Source organism: Vibrio sp. 1557, assembly GCF_033340175.1.
In the GTDB taxonomy this organism is placed as follows: domain Bacteria; phylum Pseudomonadota; class Gammaproteobacteria; order Enterobacterales; family Vibrionaceae; genus Vibrio; species Vibrio alginolyticus.
This window is the reverse complement of the sequence record NZ_JAWOVZ010000021.1, coordinates 1-13,367: the sequence shown is the minus strand read 5'-3', so window position 1 is coordinate 13,367 and position 13,367 is coordinate 1. Positions and strand designations below refer to the sequence as shown.

Here is a 13,367-nt window from a genome sequence, read left to right as displayed (position 1 = left end):
TTAGCTCAGCTGGATAGAGTACCTGGCTACGAACCAGGCGGTCGGAGGTTCGAATCCTCCAGGACGCGCCACTTATTGAAACAGCCTCGCAATTGCGAGGCTTTTTTGTATCTAGACATCTGAAATATGGCGTAGGATCACTAGAGCCCATGTTCCTCTTTTTTAAAAGCGAATATGTGCGTATCTAAGCAATTTGCTATCAAGCTTCTGTCGCATCGTGTGAAATCATCCTGATTATCCCTCCTATACACTGACTTCCATTTTTCATTTCAATTACTCTCATGTAGTCACTTTGTTTGTTATTTGTTTATTGATTGTTAATTTTGTTCATCTTTTTGTTTTTGTTGGTTTTTACTTCGTGAGTCCCGATTTGATTTTGAAATCTAAATCGCAGTTTTTATTTATGTCCTCCTTTACTCTGTTCGTAAGGTGATAGCGATTTGAAGTGATTATTTTGTCATGAACTGTGATCTGGGTAGTGAATAAATAATCATTTATCAGGATTACTACAAACCTTCCTTAAACAAAATTGACAAAATTTAACCAATCGAGATAATCCATGGGTCGGGATTTGACACTATTAAAGTCCTGCACGTTGTCAGGATGACAAAGAAAGGAAGCAACATGACTAATATAGGAAGCCTGCTAGTAGATGCGGCCACCCTGATGCTAACGGGGATGGCGGTCGTATTTATTTTCCTCACTATTCTTGTTTATCTCGTTCGGTTAATGTCGAAATTGGTACCAGAAGAAGTACCAGAGCCGATCGCAGCACCAAAAACAAACACTAATATTCAATCAACCTCTTCAGCTGTTAGTCCACAAGTAGTGGCGGCGATCTCGGCTGCGATTCATAAACATCGCGCCTCATTCGCGAAGTAGCCGAACTAGGATTAAAAAGGAGTTTAAGAGCATGTCTAAACCACTAGCTATTACTGATGTGGTCCTTCGTGATGCCCATCAATCACTATTTGCTACGCGTATGCGTATTGAGGATATGCTGCCTATCGCAGCTGAGTTGGATAAGGTTGGTTACTGGTCTCTAGAGACTTGGGGTGGTGCAACATTTGATTCTTGTATTCGATTCTTAGGGGAAGACCCTTGGGAGCGTTTACGTGAACTAAAAAAAGCGATGCCTAATACACCAATGCAAATGCTACTGCGTGGTCAAAACCTTTTAGGATACCGCCATTATGCCGACGACGTAGTAGAAAAGTTTGTTGAACGCGCGCATGCTAACGGCATGGATGTATTCCGTATTTTTGATGCAATGAATGACGTGCGAAACTTCCAGAAAGCCGTGAAAGCAACGGTTGATGTTGGTGCGCATGCTCAAGGTACGTTGTCTTACACAACGAGCCCAGTGCATAACGCAGACACTTGGGTTGACTTGGCAAAACGCCTAGAGGATTTAGGTTGTCATTCGCTGTGTATTAAAGATATGTCTGGCTTACTTAAGCCTTATGAAGCGGAAGAGCTTATCACGCGTATCAAAGCGTCTTGTGATGTGCCATTGGCACTTCATTGTCATGCAACAACGGGGCTGTCTACAGCAACAGCGGTAAAAGCAGTAGAAGCCGGTATTGATATTCTTGATACTGCGATTTCTTCAATGAGTTGTACCTACGGCCATACACCGACTGAAACGGTAGTCGCTATGCTAGAAGGCACCGAGCGAGATACCAATTTGAAACTCGAGCAACTGGAACCTATCGCCGCATATTTCCGTGAGGTACGTAAGAAGTATGCGAAGTGGGAAGGCCAGTTAAAAGGAGTCGATTCACGCATCCTGATTGCTCAAGTGCCTGGTGGTATGCTGACCAATATGGAAGGCCAGTTGAAAGAGCAGGGTGCTGCGGATCGCATTGATGAAGTATTAGAAGAGATCCCTCGTGTACGTAAAGATCTTGGTTTCATTCCATTGGTGACTCCAACTTCACAGATCGTCGGTACGCAAGCGGTGATTAACGTTCTTACTGGCGAGCGCTATAAGAGTATTACCAAGGAAACCGCTGGCCTATTGAAAGGTGAGTACGGTCAAGCGCCAGCCGAGTTAAATGCAGAACTGCAAGCGAAAGTGCTTGATGGTAAAGAGCCAATTAGCTGTCGTCCTGCCGATTTACTTGAGCCTGAAATGGAGACGCTTACGGTTGATCTGATGGAGAAAGCGAAATCAGAAGGCATTAAGCTAGCAAGTGAGCGTGTTGATGACGTACTCACTTATGCACTTTTCCCTCAAGTTGGGCTTAAGTTCCTTAAGAATCGTGAAAACCCAGAAGCATTTGAGCCAGCACCAACGCTAGAAGCTGCGAAGCCTGCTGTACCTGCAGCTCAACCAGCAACTGATGGTGTAGAAACTTATAGTGTACGTGTTGACGGGCAGGTGTATGAGGTGGAAGTTGGCCCTCAAGGTGAACTGACATCTGTTGCTCCTTCTAATGCACCGGCAAAATCGGCTACACCTAGCACACCTTCTAATGCTTCAGCTGAAGCGGTGCCTGCTCCTCTTGCAGGTAACATCTTCAAAGTGAATGTTCAGCCTGGTGCTGAGGTAGCTGAAGGCGATGTATTGCTCATCCTTGAAGCGATGAAAATGGAAACTGAAGTACGAGCGGCGCGTGGTGGTGTGGTTCAAGAGCTGAACGTTAAAGAAGGCGATGCTGTCACAGTAGGTGCGCCTCTGTTGAGCCTAGCGTAAGGGAGTATCATGGACGGATTGTTAACCCTTTGGGCAGAAACAGGGATCGCTAACTTCGAGTTCGGCCAAATCTGTATGATGCTGGTTGGTTGTACCTTGCTGTTTTTGGCAATTAAAAAAGGATTTGAACCTTTACTGTTATTGCCGATTGGTTTCGGTGCTATTTTGGCGAATATTCCAAATGCTGGCTTTACTGAGCCTGGTGGCTTGCTCTACTACGTTTACTACATTGGGATTGAATCGGGTGTGTTCCCGCTATTGATCTTCATGGGTGTGGGCGCGATGACCGACTTTGGTGCTTTGATCGCAAACCCAAAAACGTTGTGGTTAGGTGCGGCTGCGCAGTTTGGTATTTTTGCAACACTGTTTGGCGCTATTTTACTCAACTATGTACCTGGCATGGAGTTTTCCATGGCGGATGCATCGTCTATCGCGATCATCGGTGGTGCTGATGGGCCAACAGCGATTTTCTTAGCGAGTAAGCTCTCTCCAGATCTGCTAGGTGCGATTGCAGTCGCGGCATACAGCTATATGGCATTGGTGCCGATCATCCAGCCACCAATCATGAAAGCACTGACAACCAAGGAAGAGCGTCAAATCAAGATGGCTCAGCTTCGTCATGTTGGTAAATGGGAGAAAGTCATCTTCCCGCTTGCTGTATTACTGATGACGATTCTGTTCTTACCTTCAGCTACGCCATTGGTTGGTATGTTCTGTTTGGGTAACTTGATGCGTGAAGCTGGTGTGGTCGATCGTTTATCGAAAACTGCTCAAAATGAATTGATCAACATAGTGACTATCTTTTTAGGTCTTGGTGTTGGTTCTAAGCTGCAAGCTGAGCAGTTCTTGAACCTAGAAACGTTAGGTATCTTGGGGTTAGGCGCAGTTGCATTTAGTATCGGTACTGGTGCGGGCGTCCTGATGGCGAAACTGCTTAACAAGTTCTCGAAAGAAGATATCAACCCACTTATTGGTGCGGCTGGCGTTTCTGCGGTACCAATGGCCGCGCGAGTCGTAAACAAAGTTGGTTTACAAGCTAACCCGCAAAACTTCTTGTTAATGCATGCGATGGGACCAAACGTTGCTGGTGTGCTGGGTTCAGCCGTTGCGGCAGGTATATTGTTAGCACTTGTTGGTTAGACATTATTGAAAATGGAATGATCAACCAATTTACAAAATCACGATTAACTTAGGTTAACAAAATGGTTTATAGTCAAAGGGATGCTTTCGCATCCCTTTTTGTTTTCTTGCAGGGAATGGTTTATGGAACACAAACAGATCGTTATCACTGAGTTTGGTGATGCCAACGTACTCGCGATTCAACATGCTTCTACACCATCACCACAGCTTGGTGAAGTCTTAGTAAAAGTCGCTTTTTCAGGCATAAATCCTATTGATGTCAAAACTCGAGCTGGGCTCGGTTGGGCGGCAGCGCAGAATAAGGATAATTTACCTTGGGTGCCAGGTTACGACATCTCAGGAAAAGTGATGTCTTGTGGAGAGGGGGCATCACGTTTTAATGAAGGTGATGAGGTGGCTGGATTTATTGGTTTCCCAGTTCGAGGCGGTGGTTACAGCCAATACATATGTGTTCCAGAAACTGAGTTAAGTCATGTTCCTAGCTCTGTCACTTTAGAGGCAGCTGCTGCATTACCGTTGGCGGGACAAACTGCGGCACAAGCTCTCAGTAAGGCTAATGTGAATGAAAACGATCGCGTACTTATCCTCGCTGGAGCCGGTGGTGTTGGACACCTTGCGGTACAAATTGCGATCGCGACGAAAGCGGAAGTCTTTACAACCTGCAGTGAACGAAATTTAGATTACCTTGCGACGCTCGGTGCTCATGCAGTGAACTATCAATTTGCACCAGTGTCAGAACGTGTTGAAGATGTTGATGTTTTGATTGATTTAGTAGGCGGAGATGCTGCGTTAGATGCGCTTAAATGCCTGAAAGACAATGCGAGAGTCATCACCGTTCCAACCATAACTGCTGAGCTGATTTGTGAAAAAGCCAAACTCCTAGGCTTTGAGGCTAGTGGCATGTTGGTTGAACCAGACCCTGCGCAGTTAGATACCTTGTTGTACATGGTGGGCGTTGGCTTACTGAAGACTGAAATTCAACAGGTTTATCCTATGAGTGATGTCATTGGTGCTCACCAGCAGGTCGAATCAGGAAGAACCAGAGGCAAGGTGTTGCTTGATATGACATGCTAGAAGCATTTAACACGAGTTTTGAAAGTTTAGCGCTTTGGTTTTCAGATTCAGCATTATGGGTGCTTTTCATGACCGGTTTTCTCAGTGCCACGTTGTTGCCTGGTGGTTCTGAGGCGGGCTTAGTTGCCACTCTCTCATTAAATCAATACTCCGTTTCTTCAATTGTTATGGTCGCTACTATCGGTAATACGCTTGGTGGCTTAACAAATTATTGGCTTGGCTTGTGGATTCCCAACAAAGCACAAGAGGAAAAGCACGGTCATACCGCATTAAAGTGGCTCTCTAAGTATGGCTATTGGGGGTTATTTTTTAGCTGGTTACCTGTAATTGGAGACCCGCTGTGTTTAGCCGCAGGGTGGCTAAGAATGAAGTTTCTGCCTTGCGTGATTTTAATATTTTTAGGAAAGGCTGCTAGGTATAGCTTACTTGCGGCCATCTATCTCGGATTATTTTAAGGAAAGTACATGAAGATGTTTTGGGTTGGCGCGTGTTCACTGTTGGTGATCACGGGCTGTGCATCAAATACGCCAGTTTCATCACTGCCGAAAGGGGTAACTTTCGTTGAGTCATCGAAAGCTGAAGAAGGCAAAGTTAAGATTCCATACCAAAAGTATAAACTCGATAATGGTTTAACGGTGATCTTAGCTCCTGAAGATTCTGACCCATTGGTCCATGTGGATGTGACTTACCATGTTGGTTCAGCTCGTGAAGAAGTGGGTAAGTCTGGTTTTGCGCATTTCTTTGAGCACATGATGTTCCAAGGTTCAGAGAACGTTGGTGACCAAGAGCACTTCAGAATCATCACAGAGGCTGGCGGCACGTTAAATGGTACAACAAACCGCGATCGTACTAACTACTTTGAAACTGTCCCTGCTAACCAGCTCGAGAAAATGCTGTGGTTAGAGTCTGACCGTATGGGCTTTTTGTTGGATGCGGTTTCTCAACGCAAATTTGAAATTCAGCGTTCTACTGTAAAAAATGAGCGAGCTCAGCGTTACGATAATCGTCCTTATGGCTTAATTTGGGAGCGCATGTCCGAAGCGCTATATCCTGAAGGTCATCCGTATTCGTGGCAAACCATTGGTTATGTTGAAGATCTTGATCGTGTTGATGTGAACGACCTCAAAGCGTTTTTCTTGCGTTGGTATGGCCCAAACAATGCGACTATCACGATCGGTGGTGACTTAGACGTTGAACAAACTCTAGAGTGGGTAAATAAGTACTTCGGTTCGATTCCTCGTGGCCCTGAGGTTGAAAATGCGCCGAAACAACCTGCAAAACTGCAAGAAGATAAATACATCACTCTAGAAGATCGTATTCAACAACCTATGGTGATGATCGCGTGGCCAACAACCTACAACGGCGAAGAAAGCCAAGCGTCTCTCGATACATTATCGGAAGTATTGGGTGGCGGTACCAACAGCGTGCTCTATCAAGACCTAGTGAAGACTCAAAAAGCGGTCGATGCTGGTTCATTCCATGACTGTGCTGAACTGGCGTGTAACTTTTACGTTTACGCAATGGGTGATTCTGGAGACAAAGGCGACCTATCAAAACTGTACGACGAGCTTTTACAATCACTGAATCAGTTTGCGGAAAAAGGCGTGACAGAAGATCGCCTTGAGCAGTTGAAGGGTAAAGCGGAAGCGGATGCTATTTTTGCTCTAGAAAGCGTTAAAGGTAAAGTGACTCAGTTGGCTTCCAACGAGACATTTTTCGGCGATCCTGATCGTCTTGAGCAACAGCTTGAACAAATCCGTGCAGTTACGCCGACTTCGGTAGAAAAAGCGTATACGGACTTTATCCAAGGTAAGAACAAAGTGACCCTAAGCGTGGTCCCAAAAGGAAAAACAGACCTTGTCGTAAAACCTGCGACCTTTGTGACACCAAAGCGGACGCTGCCAGAATATGAGAAGATTTCCGATGACCAATTGGCGTATCGTCGTGCGACCGATAACTTCGATCGCTCAGTGCAACCGCCAGTAGGAGAACCAGTGAAAGCGACGATGCCAGAGCTGTACGAGTTACATTTCAAGAATGGCTCAGAGCTGCTTGGTGCAGTTAGCGATGAAACGCCGACGGTGATGATGCAATTTAGTCTACCTGCCGGGACACGTTTTGTTGAAAAGGGTAAAGAAGGTCTTGCCCAATTGACCGCTGCGATGTTGCAAGAAGGTACAACGAAACGCAGTGTCGAAGAGATTCAAGCTGAGCTTGATAAACTGGGTAGTGTTATCTCTGTTAATGCCACAGGTTATACAACAAACATCAGTGTTTCTGCTCTAGAAAAGAACTTAGAGCCGACGTTAAAAATTGTCGAAGAGATGTTGCTGTCTCCTGCATTTAATCAAGATGATTTCGAGCGTGTAAAAATGCAAGCGCTTGAAGGCCTGGTATATGAGCACCAAAATCCAAGTTGGATGGCGTCACAAGCGAGTCGCCAGGTGCTCTATGGGGATTCGGTTTTTGCTCGACCAAAAGACGGCACGCAAGCAGGTGTCAGTGCATTAACGTTGGATGATGTCCGTGAATTCTACTCGAAGCATTACACGCCACAAAGTGCGCAAATCGTCGTTGTTGGTGACATCAATAAACAGGAAATTGAGCAGCAACTGACGTTCTGGAAAAACTGGCAAGATGAAGCTGCGCCATTGTATGCACCGCAAAGCATTGCTGCATTAGGTGAGCAAAAGATCCATCTTGTTGATAAACCAGGAGCGCCGCAAAGTGTGGTCATGATGGTTCGTCAAGGTATGCCTTACGACGCAACGGGCGATTTTTACCTAAGCCAACTGGCAAACTTCAATTTAGCTGGGAACTTCAATAGCCGCATTAACCAAAATCTACGTGAAGACAAGGGTTACACATACGGTGCTTACGGATATTTCTCTGGTAATCCAGAAACAGGCTCGGTGGTTTTCACCGCGCAAGTACGAGCGGATGCAACGGTTGCTTCGATCATTGAGATGGAAAATGAGCTAAATGAATACTCGCAGTCAGGTATTACTGATGAAGAGATGAAATTTATGCGTCAAGCGGTCGGTCAAAAAGATGCACTGAAATATGAAACGCCAACACAAAAAGCGGAGCTCATCAGTGATATTCTTAAGTACAACCTCGATCATGATTACTTGCAGCAAAGAAACGCTATCGTAGAAAAAGTCGATAAGCAGACGTTGAATGCGCTGGCTCAGAAATGGTTTGATCCAAATGACTATCAAATTATCGTCGTTGGTGATGCTAAATCGTTGCGTCCTCAATTAGAAAAGTTGGGGAAAGACGTAGAAGAGCTTGAAATCATTCGATAGAGTACACATTTAATAGCGGAGAAACGTTTCTCCGCTATTCATCTAGATAAGCAACTTTTCGTGGGTTATTTATCTAGATGCATTAACTATCAATAACTTAGCTTACACTTGTGTTATGTAACAAGTGTCCTGCTCCCAATATAAGCGAACCTCATTTTGACTGATTTTGCTGCGCGACTAAAAAAAGTTGCATCAAACCCCGAAGTATTTAAGCAGTTTGGACGCGGTGTTGAGCGAGAAACTTTGCGCTATCGTCAGGATGGACATCTAGCTACAACTCCTCATCCTGAAGGGTTAGGCTCTGCGTTCACAAATCAATGGATCACAACGGATTTTTCGGAATCATTGTTAGAGTTCATTACGCCTGTGTCACATGAAATTCCAGAACTGATGGCACAGCTGAAAGATATCCATCATTTCACTCAAACCAAAATGGGTGAAGAGAAAATGTGGCCACTATCAATGCCTTGCTACGTCGGCTCAGAGGATGATATTCAGTTAGCCCAGTATGGCTCTTCGAATGCAGCGAAAATGAAAACGCTGTACCGAGAAGGCCTAAAGCGTCGCTATGGCAGCCTGATGCAAATAATTTCAGGTGTCCATTTTAACTTCTCATTTCCTGAAACATTTTGGGATGCGCTCTATGGCGAGCAAGATGAACAAGCCCGCCAAGATGCTAAGTCTGATGCGTACTTTGCGTTGATCCGTAATTACTACCGCTTTGGCTGGATGATTCCCTACTTCTTTGGTGCATCGCCAGCGTTATGTGGCTCTTTTATTCAAGGACGTGAAACCGATCTGCCATTCGAGAAGATTGGCGGGACATTATATTTGCCGAAGTCGACGTCTTTGCGTTTGAGCGATCTTGGCTATACCAATAGTGCACAAAGTGTGCTGAAAATTGGTTTTAACAGTATTGACCAATACCTCGATGGTTTGAGTGATGCGATTCGCCACCCATCAGAAGAGTTTGCGAAAATTGGGGTAAAAGTGGATGGTGAATACCGCCAGCTTAATTCCAATATCTTACAAATTGAGAATGAACTGTACGCTCCGATTCGTCCAAAACGTGTATCGAAAAGTGGTGAGAAGCCTTCAGATGCGTTACGACGCGGTGGTGTCGAATACATTGAAGTTCGTTCTCTAGATGTTAACCCATTCAGCGCAGTGGGCTTAAATGAAGAGCAAGTACGATTCTTGGATCTCTTCCTTACCTGGGCGGCCTTGTCAGACTCAGACCCTATGGATAACTGTGAATTAGAGTGTTGGCGCGATAACTGGAATAAAGTCATTGTTTCAGGCCGTGAAAAAGGTCTAATGCTGCAAATTGGTTGTCAAGGTGAACGTCTATCTCTACAAGATTGGGCACACCGAGTTTTCGTCGAGTTACGTCAAATAGCACAGCAAATGGATATGACCGCTGGTGGCAGTGCATACCAAGATGTGTGTAATCAACTCGAGACATGGATTGATAACCCAGAACTAACGATCTCTGGTCAACTATTAGAGCTAACGAAAGAGCTGGGTGGGCTAGGTAAAGTTGGTTGTACTCTTGGTATGAAGTACCGTGATGAAAACCTAGCTCACGGTTATCAGTACTACTCACAAGATACGATGGAAACGGAAGTAGCGTCGTCCGTGGAAAAACAAAAGCAAGCAGAGCAGAGTGACACGCTTTCTTTTGATGATTTTTTGGAAGATTACTTTGCTTACCTGAAGCAGTAATGACTAACTAAGGATTGGTGCGGTTGAACATTAAGTCGTCAGTAGTAGCGGTACTTGGAAGCGTGTTACTTGCAGGTTGTGCTACGGCACCGCCAAAGCAGCAGAATAACTTATGCGAGATATTCCGAGAGAAATCCGGTTGGTACGATGATGCCAAAGATATGGAAGATGAATGGGGGACCCCTATTCATGTCGCTATGGCCATCATTAAACAAGAAAGCAGCTTTCGGCACGATGCAAAACCACCTAAAGATTATTTGCTAGGGTTTATTCCTTGGGGACGAGTCAGCAGTGCGTATGGTTACGCTCAAGCTCAAGACCCTGCTTGGGAAGACTTCCAAGATGCCACAGGTCAGGGTGGCTCTCGTACCAACTTCGATGATTCTATGATGTTTGTCGGTTGGTATACTCATGAAACACGGCGTCAGCTAGGGATTTCATTATGGGATCCCTATAACCAGTATCTGGCTTATCATGAAGGGCGAGGTGGGTATAAGCGAGGTACTTATAATCGAAAGCCTAGTTTAATCAAAGTCGCTCGACGTGTTGAACAAACAGCGAAAACTTATGGCTGGCAGCTGAAGCAATGTCGTCAGGAATTAGAAGACAACAGCAGCTGGTTCTTTTAGCCCACAGTCAGTTCATGTGCTGTAGGGATGAATGACATTTATCCATTACCGAAAGGTACTGGAGTTACAATCAGGAGAGATGTAATGCCTTTACTCGATAGTTTTACCGTGGACCACACTCGTATGAATGCACCCGCTGTACGAGTGGCGAAAACCATGCAGACCCCAAAAGGGGATACGATTACTGTTTTCGACTTACGCTTTACTGCGCCAAACAAAGACATTCTTTCTGAAAAAGGTATTCACACCCTAGAGCACCTTTATGCAGGCTTTATGCGTAATCACCTAAACGATGATTCTGTTGAGATCATCGATATTTCGCCTATGGGTTGCCGCACAGGTTTTTACATGAGCCTGATTGGCACACCATCAGAGCAGCAAGTCGCAGATGCTTGGATTGCAGCAATGGAAGATGTGCTGAAGGTAGAAAGTCAGAATAAGATCCCTGAACTTAACGAATACCAATGCGGCACGGCAGCAATGCACTCTTTAAAAGAAGCACAACAGATCGCAAAGAACATTTTGGATGCTGGTGTTTCGGTGAACAAAAATGATGAACTTGCTTTGCCTGAGTCGATGTTAAAAGAGTTGCGCATCGACTAGGTGCTCATTAAGAAGCATATTGCCCCAATAAGTAAAAAAGCCTGACATGAGTCAGGCTTTTCTTTTGGTTATTTGGATGTCGATTTTTTCTTCTTCGGATAAACACGAACGAGCTTGATTCGGTTCTCTTCAATCTCAACAAGTTCCATTGGGTGACCCGCTACTCTCACACTTAGATGGCTCTCAGGAATATCTTCCAAGTGTTCTAAAATGAGCCCGTTTAGCGTTCTCGGACCATCCGTTGGTAAATCCCACTTCAGGCCTTTGTTGATATCTCGGATATTGGTGCTGCCTTCAATAAGGAAGCTTCCGTCACCTTGAGGACTGATCTCATCAGAGAGGCTTGGAGAAATTGACGTCGTGAACTCACCAATGATCTCTTCCAGAATATCTTCAAGAGTGATTAGACCGATGATATCACCGTACTCATCCACGATCAGACCGATACGTTGCTTGTTGCGTTGGAATTTCAACATTTGCACGTTCAATGGTGTGCCTTCTGGGATGTAATAGACCTCATCAGCAGCACGTAATAGCGTTTCTTTGTTGAATTCGTTCTTTTCCAACATCAGACGATAAGCCTCGCGCAAGCGCAGCATACCAACCACTTCATCAATTTGGTCACGATAGAAAACTATGCGCCCATGTGGTGAGTGGGTTAGCTGACGAACAATGGATTTCCAGTCGTCGTTAATATCGATACCAGTAATTTCATTGCGTGGGACCATAATGTCGTTCACGGTGACGTGCTCAAGATCCAAAATAGACACTAGCATGTCTTGGTGTCGGCGAGGGATCAAACCGCCAGCTTCATTTACCACCGTACGCAGCTCATCGGAGCTAAGATGATCTTCTGCTGAGTGATCCGCTCTTACGCCAAGTAAGCGGATAAAGCCATTCGTAATAAAGTTAACAAGCATCACTAAAGGCGACAGTAACTTCATCAGTATGGTCAATAATATACTGCTCGCGTAGGACACACGTTCAGGGTAAAGCGCTGCAATTGTTTTAGGGGTAACCTCGGCAAAAACCAATACAACCATAGTTAGTGCACCGGTTGCGATAGCGACACCTAAATCACCATACAAACGCATACCAATAATGGTCGCGATAGCAGACGCGAGAATATTAACGAGGTTGTTGCCGATAAGAATAAGACCAATCAAACGATCTGGACGGTCTAATAGTCTTTCGACTCGCTTAGCACCCTTATGCCCGTTTTTGGCTAAGTGTTTTAAGCGATAACGATTCAGAGACATCATCCCTGTTTCTGAACCGGAAAAGTAACCTGATATGACGATAAGACACGCGAGTAGCGCAAACAAGATACCCGTAGAGATGTCGTCCAAAACGTTGCTGTTCCTTGTAAGTATTGGGTTATATAACGGTTGAGTAAGTCCGTTAAGTCAAAGAGTTAAGGCGTACTGTATTTTATCTAGCCTAAAATATAAAGGATAGGAGCCCTAGAGCTCCTTAATTCAAGATGATTTCTTTTACAAAGCGACTGCCAAAATATGCCAGAGTTAACAGTGTTGCTCCTGCAACAGCGAACCATGTGACTTTTCTACCACGCCAGCCTTTTTGATAGTGACCCCAAAGCAGTATTGAGTACACCACCCAAGCGATGAAAGAAAGAATGCCCTTATGTGCCTTACCTTGGGCAAACATATCCTGCACAAAGACAAAGCCAGTAATGAGCGTGGCAGTTAACAATAAGTTACCGATCAAAATAATTTTGAAGAGTTGACGCTCCACCATTAATAGAGGCGGCAGGTTTGGGTTAATCGCCAAAGATTTTTTTGCTTTCAGTTTGTGATCCAGCCAAGCCAACTGAAGCGCATAGAGTGCCCCGATAGTTAAAGTCGCGTATGAGAAGAGCGCAAATGAAATATGAATGAGTAGCTTAGGGTCATTCTCTAGGTGCTTTATAAACGTGCTTGGCAAAAATGTGGCAGCAGATAAATTGATGGCAGCAAAGCTATAAACGACAGGCAATAAAAACCACAGTCGGTTTTTCAACATAGCAAGGCTCATGACCAGAGAAATAATAAAACTGATCAAAGAAGCCACGTTGAGAATACTCAGGTTTTGACCTGAACCATCAAAAATCAGATCACTCAAAATCCACGCATGAAAAACAAGCGCACAGGCAGCACTAGCAAACACTGTTTTTGCTTTGATTCCTGACTG

At 44.8% G+C, this 13,367-nt stretch carries 11 protein-coding genes; 9 read left to right on the top strand and 2 right to left on the bottom strand.

Annotated features, from left to right (window positions below):
• Positions 1 to 624 precede the first annotated feature (624 nt).
• The 9 genes from R7070_RS19380 (at position 625) to luxS (ending at position 11,177) form a co-directional block, all read left to right on the top strand.
• Complete coding sequence (locus R7070_RS19380) at positions 625 to 882, top strand: oxaloacetate decarboxylase subunit gamma (RefSeq protein ID WP_005379932.1); 258 nt, start codon at positions 625 to 627, stop codon at positions 880 to 882.
• 31 nt (positions 883 to 913) lie between these two features.
• Positions 914 to 2,698 carry a sodium-extruding oxaloacetate decarboxylase subunit alpha gene (gene oadA, locus R7070_RS19375; RefSeq protein ID WP_256900268.1) on the top strand — a complete coding sequence of 595 codons (1,785 nt, stop codon included), beginning with the start codon at positions 914 to 916 and terminating at the stop codon, positions 2,696 to 2,698.
• A gap of 9 nt (positions 2,699 to 2,707) precedes the next feature.
• Positions 2,708 to 3,838: a sodium ion-translocating decarboxylase subunit beta gene (locus R7070_RS19370; RefSeq protein WP_005379935.1), complete on the top strand. Its 1,131-nt coding sequence runs from the start codon at positions 2,708 to 2,710 to the stop codon at positions 3,836 to 3,838.
• 123 nt (positions 3,839 to 3,961) lie between these two features.
• Entirely contained in the window at positions 3,962 to 4,912 is a 951-nt protein-coding gene (locus tag R7070_RS19365) for an NADP-dependent oxidoreductase (protein WP_171343189.1), read from the top strand.
• Positions 4,906 to 5,367 carry a YqaA family protein gene (locus tag R7070_RS19360; RefSeq protein WP_005379938.1) on the top strand — a complete coding sequence of 154 codons (462 nt, stop codon included), beginning with the start codon at positions 4,906 to 4,908 and terminating at the stop codon, positions 5,365 to 5,367. Before R7070_RS19365 ends, R7070_RS19360 begins: the two co-directional genes overlap by 7 nt.
• 9 nt (positions 5,368 to 5,376) lie before the next feature.
• A complete protein-coding gene (locus R7070_RS19355; RefSeq protein WP_017820389.1) occupies positions 5,377 to 8,220 on the top strand; it encodes a M16 family metallopeptidase in 2,844 nt (947 codons plus the stop codon).
• Positions 8,221 to 8,376: 156 nt separating this feature from the next.
• Positions 8,377 to 9,945, top strand: a complete 1,569-nt coding sequence (gene gshA, locus R7070_RS19350) for a glutamate--cysteine ligase (RefSeq protein WP_005385430.1) — start codon at positions 8,377 to 8,379, stop codon at positions 9,943 to 9,945.
• A 23-nt stretch (positions 9,946 to 9,968) separates the two neighbouring features.
• Positions 9,969 to 10,574, top strand: a complete 606-nt coding sequence (locus R7070_RS19345; RefSeq protein ID WP_005379943.1) for a hypothetical protein — start codon at positions 9,969 to 9,971, stop codon at positions 10,572 to 10,574.
• Between the two features lie 84 nt (positions 10,575 to 10,658).
• Complete coding sequence (gene luxS, locus R7070_RS19340) at positions 10,659 to 11,177, top strand: S-ribosylhomocysteine lyase (protein WP_005379945.1); 519 nt, start codon at positions 10,659 to 10,661, stop codon at positions 11,175 to 11,177.
• A gap of 68 nt (positions 11,178 to 11,245) precedes the next feature.
• Here the strand turns inward: luxS and R7070_RS19335 are convergent, their stop codons facing one another.
• The gene (locus R7070_RS19335; RefSeq protein ID WP_005379948.1) at positions 11,246 to 12,526 is read right to left on the bottom strand and encodes an HlyC/CorC family transporter; all 1,281 of its coding nucleotides are present in this window, start codon (positions 12,524 to 12,526) and stop codon (positions 11,246 to 11,248) included.
• A 124-nt stretch (positions 12,527 to 12,650) separates the two neighbouring features.
• Positions 12,651 to 13,367: inner membrane protein YpjD (locus R7070_RS19330; RefSeq protein WP_318128664.1), on the bottom strand; the 717-nt coding region annotated here is incomplete at its 5' end.